This is a genomic window from Kaistella flava (ex Peng et al. 2021), assembly GCF_015191005.1.
Taxonomy (GTDB): domain Bacteria; phylum Bacteroidota; class Bacteroidia; order Flavobacteriales; family Weeksellaceae; genus Kaistella; species Kaistella flava.
In genome coordinates, this window is the sequence record NZ_CP040442.1 from 564,881 (window position 1) to 585,281 (window position 20,401).

19 protein-coding genes are annotated in these 20,401 nt (G+C 34.7%); 4 read left to right on the forward strand and 15 right to left on the reverse strand.

The window, feature by feature from the left end; genetic code table 11:
- Nucleotides 1-297: 297 nt before the first annotated feature.
- The 5 genes from Q73A0000_RS02575 to Q73A0000_RS02595 form a co-directional block, all read right to left on the reverse strand.
- The gene (locus Q73A0000_RS02575; protein WP_193812533.1) at nt 298-1,140 is read right to left on the reverse strand and encodes a prephenate dehydrogenase; all 843 of its coding nucleotides are present in this window, start codon (nt 1,138-1,140) and stop codon (nt 298-300) included.
- A 112-nt stretch (nt 1,141-1,252) separates the two neighbouring features.
- Complete coding sequence (locus Q73A0000_RS02580; protein WP_193812534.1) at nt 1,253-1,624, reverse strand: hypothetical protein; 372 nt, start codon at nt 1,622-1,624, stop codon at nt 1,253-1,255.
- Nucleotides 1,625-2,818 (reverse strand): alanine dehydrogenase, encoded by a 1,194-nt coding sequence (locus Q73A0000_RS02585; RefSeq protein WP_193812535.1) that lies wholly within the window; start codon nt 2,816-2,818, stop codon nt 1,625-1,627. It lies immediately after the preceding gene.
- An 83-nt stretch (nt 2,819-2,901) separates the two neighbouring features.
- Nucleotides 2,902-3,309, reverse strand: coding sequence for a tRNA (adenosine(37)-N6)-threonylcarbamoyltransferase complex ATPase subunit type 1 TsaE (gene tsaE, locus Q73A0000_RS02590; protein WP_193812536.1), 408 nt, complete (start codon nt 3,307-3,309; stop codon nt 2,902-2,904).
- A gap of 2 nt (nt 3,310-3,311) precedes the next feature.
- A complete protein-coding gene (locus tag Q73A0000_RS02595) occupies nt 3,312-4,316 on the reverse strand; it encodes an isoaspartyl peptidase/L-asparaginase family protein (RefSeq protein WP_193812537.1) in 1,005 nt (334 codons plus the stop codon).
- A 330-nt stretch (nt 4,317-4,646) separates the two neighbouring features.
- Between Q73A0000_RS02595 and dnaG the strand changes: the two genes are divergently transcribed.
- Both dnaG and clpP read left to right on the forward strand, forming a co-directional pair.
- Nucleotides 4,647-6,623: a DNA primase gene (gene dnaG, locus Q73A0000_RS02600; protein WP_193812538.1), complete on the forward strand. Its 1,977-nt coding sequence runs from the start codon at nt 4,647-4,649 to the stop codon at nt 6,621-6,623.
- Nucleotides 6,624-6,647: 24 nt separating this feature from the next.
- Nucleotides 6,648-7,334, forward strand: coding sequence for an ATP-dependent Clp endopeptidase proteolytic subunit ClpP (clpP, locus tag Q73A0000_RS02605; RefSeq protein ID WP_193812539.1), 687 nt, complete (start codon nt 6,648-6,650; stop codon nt 7,332-7,334).
- 73 nt (nt 7,335-7,407) lie between these two features.
- Here the strand turns inward: clpP and tpiA are convergent, their stop codons facing one another.
- Genes tpiA through Q73A0000_RS02625 form a run of 4 tightly spaced genes read right to left on the reverse strand, consistent with a single transcriptional unit; the run spans nt 7,408 to nt 10,211 of the window.
- Complete coding sequence (gene tpiA / locus Q73A0000_RS02610; protein WP_193812540.1) at nt 7,408-8,169, reverse strand: triose-phosphate isomerase; 762 nt, start codon at nt 8,167-8,169, stop codon at nt 7,408-7,410.
- A gap of 14 nt (nt 8,170-8,183) precedes the next feature.
- Nucleotides 8,184-8,540, reverse strand: coding sequence for a TerB family tellurite resistance protein (locus Q73A0000_RS02615; RefSeq protein WP_193812541.1), 357 nt, complete (start codon nt 8,538-8,540; stop codon nt 8,184-8,186).
- A gap of 6 nt (nt 8,541-8,546) precedes the next feature.
- Nucleotides 8,547-9,641, reverse strand: a complete 1,095-nt coding sequence (locus Q73A0000_RS02620; protein WP_193812542.1) for a BT_3928 family protein — start codon at nt 9,639-9,641, stop codon at nt 8,547-8,549.
- 9 nt (nt 9,642-9,650) lie between these two features.
- Complete coding sequence (locus Q73A0000_RS02625; protein WP_193812543.1) at nt 9,651-10,211, reverse strand: DUF1599 domain-containing protein; 561 nt, start codon at nt 10,209-10,211, stop codon at nt 9,651-9,653.
- A 377-nt stretch (nt 10,212-10,588) separates the two neighbouring features.
- Here Q73A0000_RS02625 and folP point away from each other — a divergent pair, with 377 nt between their 5' ends.
- Entirely contained in the window at nt 10,589-11,401 is an 813-nt protein-coding gene (folP, locus tag Q73A0000_RS02630; protein WP_244140788.1) for a dihydropteroate synthase, read from the forward strand.
- 169 nt (nt 11,402-11,570) lie between these two features.
- Here folP and Q73A0000_RS02635 read toward each other — a convergent pair whose 3' ends face one another.
- Together Q73A0000_RS02635 and Q73A0000_RS02640 are read right to left on the reverse strand one after the other, a co-directional pair.
- Nucleotides 11,571-11,807 (reverse strand): hypothetical protein, encoded by a 237-nt coding sequence (locus tag Q73A0000_RS02635; protein WP_193812544.1) that lies wholly within the window; start codon nt 11,805-11,807, stop codon nt 11,571-11,573.
- Between the two features lie 2 nt (nt 11,808-11,809).
- Complete coding sequence (locus Q73A0000_RS02640) at nt 11,810-14,251, reverse strand: DUF5686 family protein (RefSeq protein WP_193812545.1); 2,442 nt, start codon at nt 14,249-14,251, stop codon at nt 11,810-11,812.
- 134 nt (nt 14,252-14,385) lie between these two features.
- Here Q73A0000_RS02640 and Q73A0000_RS02645 point away from each other — a divergent pair, with 134 nt between their 5' ends.
- The gene (locus Q73A0000_RS02645; RefSeq protein ID WP_193812546.1) at nt 14,386-15,075 is read left to right on the forward strand and encodes a hypothetical protein; all 690 of its coding nucleotides are present in this window, start codon (nt 14,386-14,388) and stop codon (nt 15,073-15,075) included.
- Nucleotides 15,076-15,078: 3 nt separating this feature from the next.
- Here Q73A0000_RS02645 and recG read toward each other — a convergent pair whose 3' ends face one another.
- The 4 genes from recG to Q73A0000_RS02665 form a co-directional block, all read right to left on the reverse strand.
- Entirely contained in the window at nt 15,079-17,169 is a 2,091-nt protein-coding gene (recG, locus tag Q73A0000_RS02650) for an ATP-dependent DNA helicase RecG (protein WP_193812547.1), read from the reverse strand.
- A gap of 107 nt (nt 17,170-17,276) precedes the next feature.
- On the reverse strand, nt 17,277-17,810 hold the full coding sequence (locus Q73A0000_RS02655) for a thioredoxin family protein (RefSeq protein WP_193812548.1): 534 nt from the start codon (nt 17,808-17,810) through the stop codon (nt 17,277-17,279).
- Nucleotides 17,811-17,846: 36 nt separating this feature from the next.
- Entirely contained in the window at nt 17,847-19,382 is a 1,536-nt protein-coding gene (locus Q73A0000_RS02660) for a peptide MFS transporter (protein ID WP_193812549.1), read from the reverse strand.
- Nucleotides 19,383-19,408: 26 nt separating this feature from the next.
- A complete protein-coding gene (locus Q73A0000_RS02665; protein WP_193812550.1) occupies nt 19,409-20,392 on the reverse strand; it encodes a YhcG family protein in 984 nt (327 codons plus the stop codon).
- Nucleotides 20,393-20,401: the final 9 nt, after the last annotated feature.

Here is a 20,401-nt window from a genome sequence, read left to right on the forward strand (position 1 = left end):
CACTTTGAAAATATTTGGAACATAAAGTTGAAAATCTTTGACTTTAGAAACTTATGTGAACTATTAGAAGTAGTTTTTTCCTAAAACTTTTGTGACTTTGTGGTTGATTTTTTTGTGTTAAATATAAACAGGGTCTTAATTCTTGATTATTCTTTTAGTGCAATATTTTTTAAATTCTATTGATTGATATAATATTCGAATTAGTACTAAATCATTATTAAAAAAGTAAAACGAAATGTCACGTCATCAAAGCATAAAAATGGTACTGAAACAATTCTAAATTTGAAAGTCGTATCGTTAACGCAAAATCCCCCGAATCTTATTCGCATTCCGGATCAACTCTTCCAAATACTCATAATTATCCTTTTCCAAGGCCGATTTAAACTTACGAAGTTGCGTAATGTGTTCATTCAAAACATCTAACACATTCTCTTTGTTCTGTCTGAAAATAGGAACCCACATTTCAGGATGAGATTTTGCCAAACGAACCGTACTCGAAAAACCGGAACTCGCTAACTGGAAAATAGTATCTTCTTCACGTTCCTTTTCCAGAACGGTATTTGCCAGCGCATAAGAGGTAATATGGGAAATATGAGAGATATAAGCCGTGTGAACATCGTGACCTTCTGCTTCCATATACAACAGATTCATTTCTAAATGTTCTGCAACTAGCTCCACCATTTTTAAAGCATCTGGCGCAGAATCTTCTTTGTCACAAATTACGCCCGCTCTTCCCGTGAAACTGTCTGATATCGCTGATTTTGGCCCAGAATTTTCTGTTCCCCACATCGGGTGAAAAGCAACGAAACGATTTCTGTTTTTGTGATTTTCTACTGCCTTTACAATTCCTGCTTTGGTAGAACCAACATCCATTACGGTTTGGTGATCGTTGACCAAATCTAAAATAGATGGCAATAATTTCCTCGCTGAATCAACTGGAATGGCCAGAATAATTAATTCAGAATTTTTAATGGCATTTTCTAAAGAAGAACCTTCATTGATAATTCCCAGTTCTTTTGCTTCCAGTAAATGCTGCTCATTTTGATCAACGCCGTAAACGTGGTCTACAAAGTGTTTTTCACGTAATTTTAAGGCAATTGACCCACCAATTAAACCAGTACCGATGATGGTTAATTTCATATGAAGATGTTTGTTTTTTTTAATGAAATATGGTATCGCCAAACTTCATCAGCAATTTTTTACTGTGTTTGTTATTGGCGATTTCATAAGTATTAAGGTCTAAAGAAAAGGATTAACGTAATTTTTTCAGACTTTGGAAATTCGATGTTTCCGTACATTTTTCATATCCGATTTCGTATCGTGGATTGTTCTTCGGATAGGTCAAAATATAATTTGGACAAGGTTTTTTCTGAGCATCACTTCTTTCGAAATCAACATTTCCTTTCGTTAGAATACTGTCTTTTAAAAATTTCTCATCTATTTTCAGCATTTCCATTTCAGTTTTAAAACTATCGGAATAATTGAATTTTTTAGATAATGTTTCTGCAATCACTCTAGAATTAGGAAGATATCCGCTGCAACTTGCGCCTTTTTTGTTCAGAATAAAAAATACGATGACAAGTCCGGGAACTAATCCCAGTAAGAAGAATTTGGCTTTTCTCATTTAGAAAATTAAAAGGTTGATATCATGGTAAGTAAGATCGAAACGGTCGCAAATTATTTTTTTGGTATGACGACCTTTATACATATAAAGCGATTGCTTCATTTCATTTTTGTGGACCAGCATGTTTTCAAAACCACCTTCTTCATCATAATTTAAAAGATAAGAAAGGAAAAAGTTAGAAATTGCTTTCGTAGTCGTACGCGGCATTTTCGACGTTAAGTTCGGTAAACCACAATGAATTACGCCGTGTTTAATGATATACGGATTTTCCATATCGGTTAATTCCGACGTCTCAATCATTTTTCTGTTGTCAATAGTCACGTCAATAATGACGCTGCCTTTTTTCATACCGGCCACCATTTCTTCAGTGATAATTGGGCTACTGCTTAATTTCGCAAGGGCACCAATAACGACATCGGCTCTTTTCAAACTCTTTGATAATTCTTTCGGATCGATAATGGAAGTAGGAACGCGCCCATCAACCATCATGTGCAAACGGCGAAGTTTTGATAAAGAATTATCGAAAACTTTTACACTCGCTCCAAGACCTAAAGCTGCTTTGGTAGCGAATTCACCAACAATTCCAGCACCCATAACAACAACTTCTGTCGGACGAACTCCTGTGATTCCGCCCAGCATTAATCCGTTTGAAAGGGCCAGCAATTCTGCTGCATAAAGAATAGAAATACTTCCTGCAATTTCGCCAATCAATCTTACTAAAGACAATTGTTTGTATTCATCGGCGATAAATTCAAAAGCAATAGCGTTGATTTTTTTCTCGGCTAATTTTTTAAAATATTCTTTGTCGCGCAAATTGATTTGTAAAGCTGAAACCAAATAGGTATTCATTTTTAGCATGTCAATCTCGTCTGTAGTCGGCGGATTAATTTTTAAAACTAAATCCTGCTGAAATGCTTCTTCGGGAGTTGGAGTAATTCTCGCTCCCGATTCCGAATATTGTAAATCGGTGAAAAAAGAACCTTCTCCGGCACCTGATTCTACAACGATTTGATGTCCATTTGCTACCAAAACCTGCACTGCATCAGGTGTAATACAAGTTCTTCGCTCGTTAAGACAAGTTTCTTTTGGAATGCCGATACTAAATTGTTTTCCTTTTCTTACAATTTCTAATTTTTCTTCCTGAGGTAGTAAATCTTGTTCGGAAAATGGGGTGAAAACGTGGGTATGACTCATTTTATAAGTTTTGATGAAAGGTGACTAATTCAAAAGAATCAGTGCACAAATATACGATGATTTGACTATTAACGGGGAAAATTCTATCGGAAGTTAATGATCCGATATTCTCCATCATTTTCGATGCTCATTTCGTGATGTGGGAAATGGGCAAGTTCTTCTTCATAAACTTCTGGCCATTCGATGATGCAAAGAAAAGCATTGTCTAAATATTCATGAATGCCAATGTCTTCAACTTCATCAGCAGATTTCATACGGTATAAATCAAAATGAAAAACGTTTCCTTTCGGCGTATCATATTCATTGACAATTGCGTAAGTAGGAGAGGAGACTTCATCTTGGCTGCCTAAATTCTTTAAAAGAAACTGGCTGAAAGTTGTTTTTCCGGCTCCTAAATTTCCTTTTAATAAAAGAATGTTGTGTTGAAGTTGAGGCAGAATTTCGTCAATAACCGTTTGCCAGTCTTCTAATTTATTAATTTTGAATTCCATGTTTATTTATAAATTTCAATAAAGATTTCGCCTTTATCAGTAATCGCTCCACGGTACATTCCTGCAGTGTTAAACGGCAATGCAATGTTTCCGTCTTTATCTAAAGCAATTAAACCACCATCGCCACCCATTTTTTCAATCTCATCGATGGTTTCCTGAGTTGCTGTTTTGATGTCTTTATTTTGATATTCCATTTTCGCAGCGATGGTTCTTGCAGCTGTAGCTCGGATAAAATATTCTCCCCAACCTGTAGCTGAAATTCCAACTTGAGAATTAGCATAAGTTCCGGCCCCAATAATCGGAGCGTCACCAATTCTGCCATATTTTTTATTGGTCATTCCACCAGTTGAAGTTCCGGCGGTGATGTTTCCGCTTTTATCTAAAGCAACTGCGCCAACAGTCCCGAATTTCTGATCGATTTCGTAAGATTCTGGCAAAGTATTTTGCGAGAATTTTTTTGTTGGATTCAATGCTTCTTTTTGTTTCAGTTTTTGCAAACCGTCCCAACGGTCTTTGGTCCAGAAATAAGAAGGATCTACAATTTCTAAATTTTGCTCTTTTGCGAATTGTTCTGCGCCAACTCCTGATAACATCACATGTTCAGATTTCTGCATTACTGCAATTGCAGTTTTAATCGGATTCTTGATGGTGTGAACTCCGGCAATCGCTCCAGCGGATTTATCCTTGCCATACATAATGGAAGCATCGAGTTCGTTTTTTCCATCTGCGGTGAAAACGGCTCCTTTTCCGGCATTGAATAAAGGAGAATCTTCCATGATTATAATGGAAGCAGCGACTGCATCAATTGAAGTGTTTCCTTTCTGAATTTCAGCATATCCAGCTTTCAAGGCTTCTGTCAATTTTGCTTTATAAGCATTTTCTTTTTCGGTGGTCATGTTTGATTTTAAGATGGTTCCGGCACCACCGTGAATCACAAGAACGTATTTTTTTTGTGCCGACATCATCAGTGAAAAAGTGACAATGGAAGCGAGTAGGAGTTTTTTCATAATCAATGGAAATGTTTGCCAAATTTATTGAATTTTTTTGAAGTCTTTTAATTTAAAGTTGGATGTCAGAATTCGAAAGTTGAAATTTCACAATCTAATGTCTTATATCTTTGATCTCAAAGTCTCTCATCTTATATAAAGTCTTTAATCTATTATCTTCCCCGCGTAAGGGATCGCAATGGAAAGCCCGGAAGGAGGCGCGAGCAAAGCGAGCGCCGACTGAGGACTTGTAATGTAGAGCCCGACCCGAGTTGGGTGGCTGAGCAAAGGAAACGAGGGATACGCCCAAAAAATTGATGAAAACAAAAACTTATTCCTTATTTTTACCGAATGATTTCTAAGCAAACAATTGACAAGATATTTTCTGCCGTTCGGGTAGAGGAAATCATCGGCGAATATGTACAACTTAAAAGGGCAGGCTCTAATTTTAAAGGTCTGAGTCCTTTCCACGACGAGAAATCGCCAAGTTTTGTGGTGTCGCCAAGTAAGCAGATTTGGAAAGATTTCTCTTCCGGAAAAGGTGGAACTGCGATTTCTTTTTTGATGGAAATTGAAAACTTTACTTATCCTGAAGCACTTAAACATGCTGCAAAAAAGTATGGAATTGAAATCGAGGAAGATCTACGCGAACTGACGGAAGCGCAGAAGCAGGCTCAAACGGATAAAGAATTACTCTATAAAATTCATGAGATTGCGAACGATTTTTTCCAGGAACAAATGTTTGGGACGGAAGAAGGAACGACCATCGCTTATTCTTATTTTAAAGAGCGTGAACTTCGTGACGATATTATTAAAAAATTCCAATTGGGATATTCGCCGGAACAGCGAAATGCTTTTACAGAATTTGCTTTAAATAAAGGGTATTCCAAAGAAATATTGGAGAAATCGGGACTTTCTATTTTCCCTGAAAATGCACCGAACGGAATCGACCGTTTTCGGGAACGTGTTTTATTTCCGATTCATAGTTTTTCTGGTCGAGTTCTAGGTTTTGGTGCCAGAATTCTTAGAAATAATATAAAAACTGCGAAATATCTGAATTCTCCGGAAACGGAAATTTATCATAAATCCAGCGTTCTTTATGGTTTAAGCCAAGGAAAACAAGCGATTTCTAAAGTAAACCTTTGTCTTTTGGTTGAAGGTTATATGGACGTCATCGCTCTGCACCAAAGCGGAATTGAGAACGTCGTGGCAAGTTCAGGAACGGCTTTGACGGTTGATCAAATCAAACTGATCAAGCGTTTAACAGAAAACGTAACCATCTTATTTGATGGTGATCCAGCCGGAATTAAAGCGAGTTTCAGAAGTATTGATTTATTGCTTGCCGAGGAAATGAATATTCGGATTCTACTTTTCCCTGATGGTGATGATCCTGATTCCTTTTCCCGAAAACATCCACAGCAATATGTAGAAGATTTTATTAAAAATCAGGCAAAAGATTTCATCGATTTCAAAGCCGAAATTTTATTGAAAGAAGCGGGTGATGATCCGATTAAAAAAGCGGAATCCATTCGTGACATTGTAAAGTCGGTGGCATTTGTTAAAAATGCTTTGAAGCAGGAAGTTTACTTAAAGGAAGTTGCCACAAAATTTGGAATTTCGGAGCAATCGCTTTTTAATGAACTGAATGTTCAGAAGCAAATTCAAGGTCAGAACTTTTCGCCTCGACATAGACCGGAGCCACAAGAAAGGCCGAAAATGGAAATTGTTCCGCCAACGACAATCGCTGTAAATCCTTTGCTGGAATTAGAAGAAAAGTTGGTGAAACATATGCTTAACTTTGGTGATCGCGTTTTGGAAAAGTCAGATGCCGATAATCAGCCGTTTAAAATTACAGTGATTGAAGAAATAATCAGTCATTTTAATGAAGATAATTATGAGGCTCAATCGCCAATTAATCAGAAAATAATTGAAGAATTAAAAAACGGATTGGTTAATAATGAAATTATTCAAAGTAATTTTTTCTTAACTTTAATGGATGAAACTATTGTTTCCAAAGTTTCAAATGCAATTCTTGAAGATGATGACTTGAGTAACTGGGAAAAAAGTAATATTTTTCCACCTAAACCTGGTGAAAAATTAGAAGCGGAAATTGAAGATGATATTCTGATTCATAAAAGTCATTTTATTGAAAAGATGATTTATGATATTGTTAAAAAATTTGATTCATTAAGGGATGACAATCCAGAAGAATATTATGAGTCGGTGAAAAGGATTATGGTTTTAAAGAGCCTTTTGAACGAAATTAATTTGAAATTAAGCCGACAACTGACAAAAGGTCATAGTTTTTTTAAGGAACAAAAATTGTAAACTAAATATAGTAAAAAATATAAAATGGATATTAAAAAAGATTTCAGAGACTTCTCTGTAAAACATTTAGGAAATAGCGGATTGGTAACAGATCAGTACATGGGAATGTATGGCCCGACCAATTTGACACCGTATATTATGGAAGAAAGACGATTGAACGTTGCTCAGATGGACGTTTTTTCCCGTCTAATGATGGATCGTATCATTTTCCTGGGAACAGGGATTGACGATCAGGTTGCGAATATCGTAACGGCACAGTTGCTTTTCTTAGAAAGTTCTGATGCTTCAAAAGATATTCAGATTTACATCAACTCTCCTGGTGGAAGTGTTTATGCAGGCTTAGGAATTTATGACACGATGCAAATCATCAAACCAGATGTTGCGACAATTTGTACAGGAATGGCTGCCTCGATGGGTGCGGTTCTTTTGGTTGCAGGTGAAAAAGGAAAACGTTCAGCCTTGAAACATTCAAGAGTTATGATTCACCAACCAAGCGGTGGTTCGCAAGGTGTTGCTTCTGATATGGAAATCAACTTGAGAGAAATGTTGAAATTGAAAAAAGAATTATACGATATTATTTCTGAACATTCAGGACAAACGTACGAATGGGTTGAGAAAGCCTCTGACAGAGATTACTGGATGACTTCTGGTGAAGCGAAAGATTTCGGAATGGTGGATGAAGTTCTTCAAAGAAAAGTAGAGAAAAAATAATTTTCTTTTAAAGATAAAAATAAAAATGCGTCTCAGTTTTGAGACGCATTTTTGATGATTGAAATCGAACGTCTTAAGAATTAAAACCTTCGATAATTTTAGCAAAATCTTCTACTTTCAAAGCCGCACCGCCGATTAAACCACCGTCGATATCTGGTTGAGAGAATATTTCTTTCGCATTATCCGGTTTTACAGAACCACCGTATAAAATTGAAATTTCGTCAGCAACTTCTTTTCCATATTTTTCAGCGATTAAACTTCTGATGTGTGCATGAATTTCCTGCGCTTGTTCAGGAGAAGCAGTTTCACCCGTTCCGATTGCCCAAACTGGTTCGTAAGCAATAACGACTTTTTTAATTTCTTCAGCAGTTAAATTGAAAAGAGCAACTTCAGTTTGGTTTTTTACCACTTCTAAATGCTTTCCAGATTTTCTTTGCTCCAAAGTTTCACCGTTACAATAAATTGGTGTTAATCCTTTATCTAAAGCTAATTTTACTTTTACTCTACAGTGAGAATCAGTTTCACCATGATATTGTCTTCTTTCAGAGTGACCGATAATTGCACCAGTAGCATGAATAGATTCCAGCATATCTGCGGAAATTTCTCCAGTGTAAGCGCCATTTTCGTGCTCGCTCATGTCTTGTGCGAAAACTCCGATTTCATTGTGTGCAAAAACATCTTTCGCCATCATTAAATACATTGACGGTGGCGCAATCCAAACTTCACAGTTCGTTTCGTGATTTTTTTTGTAGTCCAATAATTGAAACATTAACTTTTGTGCTTCAATTACATTTTTATTCATTTTCCAGTTTCCTGCAACGATATTTTTTCTCATGGTCAAATATTTATTTAGTTGAGTTTCCAAATGTCTTTAAGCATCTGATAGTAGTCGTGCTCCGTCTCAGAAACTTCCTCATCTGCTTTGATAAGTGTTTTTGCAAATTGTCTGAAAGACATTCTTTCTTTCTCAGTTGAATCATCCAGAAAACACTGTGCGTGAAATTCAAAATGCGATTTCCATTCTTCAGGTTTTAAAAGAGCAATAACTTCTAATTCGTCATCTAAGTCCATTTTAAATGGAAATTCATCGGCGAGATATTGCTGGATCATCATTCCTTCTTCTGGAGCAAACTCTCCATCAACAGCCGAAAGAATCATCAACAAGTGATAACCTGCAATCGATTTATTTGATTTTTTTTGGTGCATTATCTTTTATTTTTTTTGTTTAATATAATCTTTTGCAGAACGTTTATCTACAATTTTTCCTTTTTCTAAAGTAAGGACGAACGGATTACTTCTGGCAATTGTTTTAATCGCTGTACCGTCCATCATTGCATTATTAATGGTTTTAAAAGTATTCGGATTGGTAGAAATTCCCAAAACTAAAGCGTCTTTTTGTTGACTCAATTTCGCTTCCGCCTGTTCTAAAATATTGATATTTACCTTTTTCGGATCGTAAGAAAAAATTAGAATTGCTTTTGGTGCTTTCAAGATTTCATCTGTTAAATCAACACCGTCTGGAGTTTCTGGTTTAAACTTCGCAATCTCTGAATCATAACCTTGTTTGACTAATTTAGAAGTCGTTTTTCCTTCCTCAATAATCCAAGGCGAACCTTCTTCCCAGTATTTTTTATCATTCACATAATCGTCCTGATTGACTTCTAAAACTTCGCCTGTTTTTTCATTTTTAAGAGAATAATAGGTTTTAAATTCAGAAGGATCTTTGGCGATTTTTTCTTTCTCGATATTTAAATCTGTACCGATTTTATAATCTCTAAAATCAATAACTGGTTCGTGAGTAATTCCCCAATTAATAACGAAAACCATTGTCATAAAAGCAAATGCAGAAAGGTATTTCTTGAAATTACTTTTTTCTTCAACATCATTAAAATTATGTCGGTAAAGAAAATAAACGATAATTAATCCTACCAAAAGAACAACATCTTTCCAGAAACTTTGCCAAGGTTCCATTTTCATGGCGTCACCAAAGCATCCGCAATCTGTTACGACATTGAAATAGGCGGAATAAAAAGTCAGGAACGCAAAGAATACGCACAGCGCAATTAACATCGAAAGGGTGAATTTTAATTTGCTTTTTATTAATAATAAAAATCCAAATATCAATTCAAAAGCAACGACAATCACAGCTAAGACGAGTGCCTGTTTTTCTAAAAAAGGAATATTAAAAACGGATGGTGAAAAATACTCCTCCAATTTAAATGAAAATCCTACTGCATCTACGGCTTTCACAAAACCTGACGCAATAAAAATTAAAGCAATTACAATTCTCAGTATATTTTTCAACATATTAATTAATTATAGTGGGTTAATAATCTCTTTTTCCTCAGAAAACTTAATCAGACAGAATACGGCGTAATTCAGCATATCAAAATAATTTGCATCAATTCCTTCTGAAACCAGAGTTGCTCCAGCGTTGTCTTCTATTTGTTTGGTTCTCAGTACTTTCTGGTAAATCAAATCGGTGATTGAAGAAATACGCATTTCGCGCCAGGCTTCTCCATAATCGTGATTTTTTCTGAGCATTAACTCTTTTGCTTCGTGAGCAAACTGGTCGTACATCTCCAGAATTTCATTTCTATCCTGTTTGAAATCATCTGCAAAACCTTTCTCTAACTGGATTAGACCGATAATAGAGTAGTTCACGATCGCGATAAAATTTTCTTCTTCAGACTCGCCAACTTTCGAAACTCCCGTAGTTTGAAAATTTCTTAAACTTTTAACTTTAATGAAAATTTGATCCGTTAATGATGAAGTTCGTAAGACCCGAAAAGAGGCGCCGTAATCCGATAGTTTATTACTGAATAATTCCCGGCAGACTGCGATAACGTCGTCGAACTGTTTTGATGTTTTTTGCATAAGATTTCTAAACTTTTCAAAGATAAGAATTTCGTTTGAGAGTTGTCGGCTGATACTTGGCAGAAATCGTTTTAATAAAGACAAAAATTATAAAAAATTAAATCAGGAATGTAAAACTACAAAAGTCACAAAAGTTAGAATGAAATAAGTTTACCCTATTGAAAATAAGAAGATTAGAAAATTAAGAACTCTCAGACTTTTATCAAATTTGTGAAATTTTATTTTCGTTTTTTTTGAATTAATCTTTTGTGACTTTATGGTTGAAAACATAAGTTATTGATTTGTAGTTGACTGTGTTTTGCTTTTTTGCTAATAATAAAAACAAACAGTATTTTTGTCAAATGCTTTCTAACCTTCAATCTTACAATTTTTCTTCTATGAATTGTCGTGGTCAATTAATCGATTTGTCGAAACCTCAAATCATGGGAATCCTCAATATAACTCCGGATTCTTTTTCTGACGGAGGACAGTTTAATAATGAAAGTGATGCGCTTCATCAAATTAGAAAAATGATTCAGGAAGGAGCCGCAATCATTGATATCGGCGCACAGTCGACCAGACCAAATGCGCAACTGCTTTCTGCAGCGGAAGAAATTTTAAGAATTGGAAATCTAATTTCAAATATTAAAAAAGAATTTCCGGAGATTTTAATTTCTTTAGATACTTTTTATTCTGAAACGGTGCAATTTGGTTTTAATGAAGGAATAGATTTGGTGAATGATATTTCAGGCGGAATGTTTGATGATAAAATGTTCGAAATCGTTGCGAATACTGGACTCCCTTATGTTTTAATGCACATTAATTCCACTTATGAATCGATGCATGAAAAGTTAATTCACGACGATATTATCTTGAATATTAATTATTATTTTTCTGAAAAGATTCAAAAATTAAGAAGTCTGGGAATTAAAGATATTATTCTCGATCCCGGTTTTGGTTTCGGTAAAACAGTGGAGCAGAACCATCAAATGATTGATGAACTCGACGCAATTAGTTTTGGTGAATATCCGCTGTTAATAGGTATTTCCCGCAAATCTTTTATCTATAAACCTTTGAGGAAATCACCTTTGGATATTCAAGAAGAAACACAGAAACTCCATTTAAAAGTTCTGGAAAAAGGAGCGAAAATCCTGCGCGTTCACGATGTTTTGGCAACTAAGAAAACGATTGATATATTTTTAGGAAAGTAAATCAATCTTTATTTTTTAAACCGTAAAAGAGGCAAAAGATATCTGTGAAAATAAAGAATTTCAAAAGGATGTAAAAAGTAAAATTACCATTTTTGGAATCTTTTGCACGCTTTTGTTCTACTTATTTGTCGTTAAACTTTTGCTTCTTTTGCGGTAAAAAACACAAAGTCTAATTCAATCCAGACAATTTCCCAGCGTATTCTTCTGCAAATTGTTTCCGGTCTTCATCCAGTTTTTCTATATTATCAGGCAAGAAATAATTGAAGAGAATCTTTTCTTCATCGTCTAAGAAGATGATTTCCTTTTCTTCACCGTCAATCATTTGGGCGAAAATTTCCCACATTGAAGTGTCTTTCATCTTTAATAATTCAAAAAAAGAACTTGCTTTAATTTGTATATTTTTCATTTCTAAAATCCTAAAAAATTGAGTTTTAATTGTATGGCGAAATTTTCTTTAAAAGTTGGAGTTGCGTAATAACCAACACGGTAAAAGAATCCTAAATTGAAAGGACTTCCTAAAAAGTTATTGGCTTCTAAACCTATTTCCTGATAAAAGTGATTGAGTTTCTCGAACTCAAATTGATGAATTGCGGTGTTTTTCATATCGCCGGTAATTCCCCGATAAACCATATCGAAACTGGAGATTTTCTTCCCAAATGTGCTGAAATAAAACGGAACTCGGTGTGTTAAATAATAACCAACAAACTTGTCATTATAATATTTCCCACCTTCCATGGTCGCAAAACCGAGGTAAGAAGTAAGGTTGAAATTCAAAGTGCTATTTCCACTTCCTAAACCATTAATTGCGTACTGATGCCAGATCGGAGCGTTACCAGTAACTAAACCAGTATAAACACGAATACCTGTAACCCCGATTTTTGTTTTGAAACTGTGTTGAACTAAAAAGTCAAATCTACTATAGTCGAAGTCTCCGCCTAACGTTTTTATTCCCTGTTCATAGTTGAAATAAAATTCAGGATAGTTCTGTTCGTAAGTCAGTTTTCCGGACGGCGTCATCATACTTTTTGAATTCGGCGAATATTTCAACGTCAATTGCGTTGCAAAGTTTTCAAAGCTATTTCCCAGATTGTTATAATTATAATCAAATTTCGCTTCTTCCTGATCTCTTTTTGCAGAAACTCTTACAGTTAAAGCATTTGATAAATCGTTTTCATAAGAAAGTTTAAAACCTTTTAAATGATAAAATCGGTCGTTGTGTAGATCAACTCCAGAATTGTTAATCTTCATTTTAAAGTTCCAGAGATTTTCAGGAAATCTTCCCGCCGCATCAACATCATTATAGTATTCAGCACGGAAATAGGAAGTCTTATCTAAAGTCGTTTTAAGATCAATTCCAGCACCGTATTTCCACTCACCATCCTTGAATCCGTAAGCGATATACGCATCGGGAGAAATGTATTTATTGAATTTCTCATTCATTTTTGCAGCTATTCCCAATCGAAATCCTTCGTACTGATTATACTTTAGCATTTGAAGCACATCGAAATCTACATTTCCGACTCTAATTTTTCCTTTAGTGAAACCAGTTAAAACATTCAGTTTTTGATCCAGATTATATTTTTTTCCAACACTGTCAATCTTGGTGTAAGTCATTCTCTCACGTTCGGTGAGCGAATCTGTTCTATATTTCTCAAGAACATCACCATCAGAATTTTTCACTGACATCGAATAGCCAGTGAAGTCCTTTTTATTCTCATTGATTGAAGTTTTAAAATCGAAATAATCTGCCATAACGAAAACGTAGTTTCCAAATTTTTTCTTCAGTTTTTCTTCAGAATTATCCTTGCTTTTTTTGTCCTTTTGCTTTTCATCGAAAACGGTGGATCCCATTTTTATTTTAAAGTTTTCTTTAAGCAAAAACCACTTGTTGTCAATTGGTTGCCAAATACTTGTGATAGAACCTTCGCTTTTTTTCTTACTGTTACTCTCGATTTTTTTCAGACCATAAGTTGCTGCATCGACATAAATATAACCATTGAATTTCCTCTTCTGAATTGGGTTTTTATAATCTGCCTGTCGAAAGCGAATGACATAATTTTTTCTACCGTCTATCTCAATACTATCTGTTAAAAAGTAGCGATAAAGTGTTCTGTTTTCCTCTTGGATTTCTTTCGGGATTTTATTTCTGTTAGAGCGTAAAGCCAGCATTTCATAAACTGGTTGTTTCAAACCTGCAACACGATTATCTAAAATGTTCACTTTTTCACCGTATTTTTTGGAGTACAAATATTCTGAGGCTCTTTCCCAAAGAAATAATTTGCTCTGCGTCATCAATTTCATCACATTCAACTTTTCCAGCGAATCTTTCTTTTGCTCGGCAGATTGCGTTTTTGTCGGAACTAATTTCAATGAGTCCAGACGATGAGTTAAATATTGATTGTACTGTTTAATACTGTCTTCATCGAAGTCAAACGAGATTTTTTCGTAAGATTTAAAAGAATAAGAATCTAAACTGTGGGGAGAATTATTTTTAAAATTGTTATTTACTTTCTGCAAAATAGCCAAAGCGCGCGGATCGCTTTTATCAGAAATGGTCACTCCTTCGATCGATTGCGTTTTAGGATCTGTTTTAGAAAGACCCAATTCCATCACTTTATCAACTACGGCTTCGTCTTCATAAAATCCAGTTGCTTTTACTTCTACTTTTTCACATTTTGTTTTAAAGGTTAAAGTCCCATCAATATTGGTTTTACCCAAGAGTTTGCCTTTGCAAAAAATAGATGCATTTGAAATTGGCGTTCTTTCTCCAGTTTTTAAAACGGTTATTTTAGATTGACCAAAGAAGAAAAGACCTAGAAATGAAAAGAGAATTACAATATGTTTTTTCATAGAAAACAAAAGTATTCAAAATAATTAAAGTTTTAGCGTCAGAATGGATTAAGTTATCATTTTTCGCAGTAATTTTTGTCTTACTTTTTAATAATTCAAATAATAAGGATTGAAATAATTTGTATTTTAGTACAATGAAAAAAATATTTATTCTTGGGACTGTCTTGCTTAATCTTTGTGCTTTTTCGCAAACAAAAGGATTGACGGATGATGGAAAAGAAGTTGTTTTATTCGACAACGGAACCTGGAAATTTGTCAATGAAAGTGATGCGAAAACTTTAGAAACTATTACTACCAATGATTCTCTGTTTGAAAAGAGTAAAGATGCTTCCTTTTTAATGAGAAGTAAAAAAATGGATATGGGAATTTATTTCAATCCTAAAAAATGGAAAGTTATTTCGCAAACAAGCAGTCCTTACATGGAATATATGTTTCATAATACTGTTAATGATACTCAATTAGTCGGTTTTCTGATTACTGAAAAAATTGAAATTCCAACCTTGAAAAACTTGAAAGATATTGTAATTCTAAATATTCAAAAAAGTGCAGATTTTTTTCGATTGAAAGAATCAGAATATCGTACTGTAAACGGTTTGAAGGTACTTTACTTAAGATACATTGCCAATGCGAAAGGAGTAGATTTTGAATATATCGCTAATTATTATATTAATGATTCGGGGTATTGTGGCGTGGTTGCTTTCTCTACTCAAAAGAACTTTGACAAAAATTTTCCACAGATGCAAGAACTTCTCAACGGAATTTCGTCAGTGAAAAAAGAGCAGGTTACAGAAGTTCCGCCACCACCGATGAAATATGAAAAATAATCTTTAAGAAATCCGTCCCCATTTATTTTTCCCTTTATATTGCTTAGCGTAGTACGTTCTTAATTCAAAATTTTCGGAATGCTCTAAATGCGGATCATTTTCGAGTAATTTTTCAACCGTTGACTTTGCCACTTTGATGATTTTTCCGTCTGCAATTAAATCGAGTTTTTTAAAATCGACAACACCACTTTGTTGCGTTCCCAGAATATCACCGGGACCGCGTAGTTTCATATCGACTTCAGAAATTTTAAAACCATCGTTCGTTTCGACCATGGTTTTCATTCTGGTTCGGCTGTCACTTGAAAGTTTGTCGGAAGTGACCAGAATACAATAACTCTGCTCAGCGCCACGGCCAACTCTCCCGCGAAGTTGATGAAGTTGTGACAAGCCAAATCGTTCCGCACTTTCAATAATCATAACTGAAGCGTTGGGAACATTTACACCAACTTCAATAACCGTTGTAGCAACCATAATATGGGCTTTTCCTGAGGCGAAATATTGCATGGCAGCTTCTTTCTCCGCAGGTTTCATTCTGCCGTGAAGCATCGTTACATTAAAGCCTTCGTAAAACTCCAGGATGTGGTCGAAATTTTCCAGTAAATTTTTATAATCTAAAGTTTCTGATTCTTCAATTAAAGGATAAACGAAATAAATCTGTCGGCCTTTTTCAATCTCATCTTTGGCAAATCGGAAAATCGACAAACGATCTTTTTCACGTCGGTGAGCGGTAATAATTGTTTTTCTTCCGACCGGCAATTCATCAATAACAGAAACATCTAAATCACTGTAGAAACTCATCGCTAAAGTCCGTGGAATAGGCGTTGCAGTCATTACCAGAATATGTGGAGCAATTTTGTTTTTCGCCCATAATCTCGCACGTTGTGCGACTCCAAATCGATGTTGTTCGTCAATAATGGCCAGTCCTAAATTTTTGAATTGTACGACATCTTCTAGAACTGCATGCGTTCCAATTAGAATGGAAAGTTCACCGCTCAGAAGTTCCTGATGAATGATTTTTCTGTCCGAAGTTTTGGTAGAACCGGTTAATAAGCGGACTTTAATATCTGTTTTCTCTAAAAGCTCCTGAATAGAATGAAAATGTTGTTGTGCCAAGATTTCGGTTGGTGCCATCAGGCAGCTTTGAAAATTATTATCCAGAGCAATTAACATTGAAAGTAAGGCAACCATTGTTTTTCCGGAACCTACATCCCCTTGAAGAAGTCGGTTCATCTGAATCGGTCTTTTCATATCGGTTCGGATTTCCTTTAAAACTCTTTTCTGAGCATTAGTCAGTTCAAACGGAATATAGTTGTTGTAAAACTCGTTGAAATTTTCACCAATTTTTGGAAAAGGATTCCCGATAACCGTGGCTTTATGATGTTGCTTTTTTAAACCATAACCTAACTGAAAGAAAAAAGCTTCTTCAAATTTAACTCTGTTTTCGGCATGTTGAAAATGAACCAAATCTTTAGGAAAATGAATATTGTATAAAGCCGGAATTCTTCCGATTAAATTCAAACTTTTCAGTAAAGAATCGGGAAGGTTTTCAGAAACTAAATTGGGCAAGTTTTTAACAATATCAGCAATTACGGTTTGAAAGAATTTGTTGTTCAAACCACGTTTCGAGAGTTTTTCACTACCTGGATAAATGGGTAAAAGTGTTCCTGACAGCGCTTTCTTTTCATCAACTTCAATTTCTGGGTGCGGCATTGAAAATAGTCCGTTGAATTCATTGATTTTACCAAAGACGAAAATTTCAAGATTTAATGGGATTTGTTCTTTCATCCATTTGGAATATCGAAACCAAACTAAATCCAGCGTTCCGGAATCATCACGAAATTTGGCGGTTAACCTTTTTTGACCTTTGCCATACGCAACTTCCTGAATGTCGGTTATTCTTCCTTTCAATTGAATTTCAGCCTCAAGGTCTGCTTTTAAATTCCCAATTTTATGAACGATACTTTTATCGATATAGCGCAAAGGGTAGAAGGTTAGAAAATCTTCTAAGGTCGTAAATCCTAAAACATTTTTAATGAATTTGGCTCGTTCGGGACCGATTCCCTTTAAAAATTCGATGGAAGTTTCTAAAGTCAATTTTGAATTATTGCTTATTTTTAGTTCAGGAGCGAATTTCGTTAAAATAAAAAAGACTTCCAAAAATTATTTGAAAGTCTTTGATTTTAGTATTTAAATTTCAGAGATTAATCTTTAATGCTTGATTTAAATTTCTTTTGATAATTTTCCCATTGTGCACGGGTATTAATCTTCTTGAATTCGTTGTTTGCGATGAACGGAATATAAGGCTCTAATTCTTTTGCACTCAAGGCACCTTGTAAAATGGTGATTGGATTTCCAGCTTCATCTAAGAAAACAGCGGATGGTATTGCATTGACATTCATGTATTTAGTGAAATCATGCATCGCGTTTTTTTTCTTGCCAGCTTCTAAATCTGAATTGACAAATGTTCTGCCAAAAACGGTGACTTTTTCTTTTCGTTCTGCATTAAATTTTACGGGATAATAGTTCTCATTTAAATAAGCAGCAATCACTGGTTGGTTATAGGTGTTTTTGTCCATTACCTTACACGGAGCACACCAATCGGTATAGAAATTAATCAGTATTTTTTTTGGAACTATTTTTTGAGCATTAATCGCTTCTTCCAACGTCATCCATTTGACTTGTGAGGAAGCCAGAAATGTTATTAAAAGAGAGAATAAAAGCGTGATTTTTTTCATCTTATTTTGACGTCTAAAGTCGTACCAAATTAGAAATTATCGCACTTCCTGCATCAATTTTTTAACTAAAGGCGAAATTAGTATTAAAATAACCCCAGCGATTACGGCATATAAACCTAAATCTTTGTAACCTGAAGTATAAGCTTGTAATTTTTCTATATTGGAAGCACCTGCTCTGGCAGTTGCCATATTGGCGCCAATAAGTCCCGCAACATACTGCCCGTAAGCAGAAGCCAAGAACCACATTCCCATCATCATTCCCTGTAATTTTTGGGTAGAAAGTTTCGTCATAATCGAAAGACCGATTGGTGAGAGACACATTTCCCCAATTGTAATAATAAAGAGTGCGATGGTAAATAAACTTAAAGAAGTAATACCCGCTGCATTTGCGAAAAATTTCGTGGCATAAATTGCGTAAAAACCTAAACCAAGGAATAGAAAACCTAAACCGAATTTAATAATCGTGTTCGGTTCTAATTTCTTTTTACTTAACCAGATCCAAAGTAAACCAATTGGTACTGCAACTAATAAAATGAAAAAAGCACCTCCGGAATTATTTACTCCATTTGGATCTAAACCTAGTAAATCATTATTTAAATTATGAGCAGCAAAGATACTTAGCGAACCTCCACTTTGTTCATAAATTCCCCAAAATACGATGGAAAAAAGGATGAAAACTAAAGCAGCTAAAAGTTTATTTCTTTCTGATTTATTCACTTTAGACATTTCAAAGAATAAATAAAGCAATGTTAGTGGTCCAACAGCGTACATGAAATAATCGGTGTATTGTGTTTTTGCAACCATTACCATAATCATCGGAATGAAGAGTAAAGATAGGGCGTAAACACCATATTCTTTCCATCTTTCCATGGCTACTTCTTGTCCATTTTTTAACATTTTCAATGGTTGAAGTCCAATCGGGCCTAATCTTCTTTGAGTGAAAATAAAATTAACTAAACTGATAACCATTACAACTGCTGCTAAACCGAAAGCAACGTTCCAATGAAGTCCTTCTGGGATTAAATGAGAAAGTAATTCACCTTTTCCGATGGCGATACAAAGGTAACCACCGAGTAAAGCTCCTAAATTAATACCTGCATAAAAGAGTGAAAAACCAGCATCGGTACGATTGTCGCCTTTTTTGTAAAGTTTTCCAACCATCGTAGAAATGTTTGGTTTAAAGAACCCGGTTCCTACAACGGTAAATGAAATTCCTAGAAAGAAATTGAATCGTGAAATACCTGAAAGTAAAGTAAATCCGTTACTTGCTAAAATCAAACTGCCGATAATCATTAAAAAACCTCCCCAAAATAAAGATTTTCGAAATCCTAAAATTTTATCAGCAAACAAACCGCCTACAAAAGTGAAGGCGTAAACAAAAGCCTGTGTTGCTCCGTATTGTAAATTGGCTTCTTTTTCGCCTAAATTTAATTGAGAAATCATGAAGAATACAAGCATTCCTCGCATTCCGTAGAAACAGAAACGTTCCCACATTTCTGAGAAAAAGAGTGACCAAATTTGTTTAGGATATTTTCCTTTGAAATCCTGAATTTGTTCGAGAGTAAGATTCATATTTTTATTAGTAATTAATTTTGGTTTTATTTTTTATCACGTTGCTCCAATTCAAAACGAATTCGATATTGCTCAATAAGTTGTTTTAATTCTTCTTCTGGAACGTATAATAGATATTTGCTGGCGAAAAGATTATTTTTGTCGTTGAGTACGGAATATTTAACAATTGTTTCATCTTTTTCCGAACACAATAAAATTCCGATTGTCGGATTATCACCTTCATTACGTTTAAAATCGTCATACATTCTTACATACATATCAATTTGCCCGATATCTTGATGAGAAAGTTCGCCCGTTTTTAAATCGATAATGACAAAACATTTTAATATATAGTTGTAAAAAACAAGGTCTATATAAAAATCTGAGCTATGACTAGAAATATGTTGCTGTCTTGCTACAAAGGCAAATCCTTTCCCAAATTCCAGCAGAAATTTTTGAATATGATCGATAATTCCTGTTTCAATTTCTTTTTCTGAAATTTTTTCATCAGGTTTAAGGCCTAAAAACTCAAAAATATAAGGATCTTTTAATAAACTGTGAATGTTTTCTATTGGTGATTTTTTATGCTCTAAAACTCTTTCGTATGCCAAAGAATTTATTTGGCGTTTTAAATCTCTTGAACTCCAATTGTTTTGAATAGATTCATCAATATAATAATTGATTTTTTTAACTGAATCAATTTTTAATAACATTCTGTAATGGGTCCAAGTTAATTGTTGACGCACTGCGTCAACAATTGGAAATGATTGGTAAAACTTACGCATATTGGAAAGGTTGGTATAATCAAAACCTTTTCCGAATTCTAAAGACAATTTCTGTGAGAGATTTTTTAAAGTGTATTTTCCGTAGGTGGCTCTTTCTTGGTCTTTCTGTTCGTCTTCAACAATAAGCTGCCCGATTTGCCAATAAGTTAGCAATAAAGTAGAATTCGCGATTCGAAATACCTTTTCGCGCGACTGGCTAATAATCTGCTTTACGGATAGAAACAAAGAATCTTCGGAGATTTCCATCTTACGAAA

Coding starts and splice junctions, on each gene's coding strand:
- tsaE (WP_193812536.1), bottom strand. CDS start 3,309: ATGGAATTCAAAATTAATAAATTAGAAGACTGGCAAACGGTTATTGAC.
- Q73A0000_RS02625 (WP_193812543.1), bottom strand. CDS start 10,211: ATGCAAAAAACATCAAAACAGTTCGACGACGTTATCGCAGTCTGCCGG.
- Q73A0000_RS02615 (WP_193812541.1), bottom strand. CDS start 8,540: ATGCACCAAAAAAAATCAAATAAATCGATTGCAGGTTATCACTTGTTG.
- Q73A0000_RS02575 (WP_193812533.1), bottom strand. CDS start 1,140: ATGAAATTAACCATCATCGGTACTGGTTTAATTGGTGGGTCAATTGCC.
- Q73A0000_RS02655 (WP_193812548.1), bottom strand. CDS start 17,810: ATGAAAAAAATCACGCTTTTATTCTCTCTTTTAATAACATTTCTGGCT.
- Q73A0000_RS02660 (WP_193812549.1), bottom strand. CDS start 19,382: ATGAATCTTACTCTCGAACAAATTCAGGATTTCAAAGGAAAATATCCT.
- Q73A0000_RS02640 (WP_193812545.1), bottom strand. CDS start 14,251: ATGAAAAAACATATTGTAATTCTCTTTTCATTTCTAGGTCTTTTCTTC.
- Q73A0000_RS02595 (WP_193812537.1), bottom strand. CDS start 4,316: ATGAAAAAACTCCTACTCGCTTCCATTGTCACTTTTTCACTGATGATG.
- Q73A0000_RS02585 (WP_193812535.1), bottom strand. CDS start 2,818: ATGAGTCATACCCACGTTTTCACCCCATTTTCCGAACAAGATTTACTA.
- tpiA (WP_193812540.1), bottom strand. CDS start 8,169: ATGAGAAAAAATATCGTTGCAGGAAACTGGAAAATGAATAAAAATGTA.
- dnaG (WP_193812538.1), top strand. CDS start 4,647: ATGATTTCTAAGCAAACAATTGACAAGATATTTTCTGCCGTTCGGGTA.
- Q73A0000_RS02580 (WP_193812534.1), bottom strand. CDS start 1,624: ATGAGAAAAGCCAAATTCTTCTTACTGGGATTAGTTCCCGGACTTGTC.
- Q73A0000_RS02645 (WP_193812546.1), top strand. CDS start 14,386: ATGAAAAAAATATTTATTCTTGGGACTGTCTTGCTTAATCTTTGTGCT.
- folP (WP_244140788.1), top strand. CDS start 10,589: ATGAATTGTCGTGGTCAATTAATCGATTTGTCGAAACCTCAAATCATG.
- Q73A0000_RS02635 (WP_193812544.1), bottom strand. CDS start 11,807: ATGAAAAATATACAAATTAAAGCAAGTTCTTTTTTTGAATTATTAAAG.
- clpP (WP_193812539.1), top strand. CDS start 6,648: ATGGATATTAAAAAAGATTTCAGAGACTTCTCTGTAAAACATTTAGGA.
- Q73A0000_RS02620 (WP_193812542.1), bottom strand. CDS start 9,641: ATGTTGAAAAATATACTGAGAATTGTAATTGCTTTAATTTTTATTGCG.
- Q73A0000_RS02665 (WP_193812550.1), bottom strand. CDS start 20,392: ATGGAAATCTCCGAAGATTCTTTGTTTCTATCCGTAAAGCAGATTATT.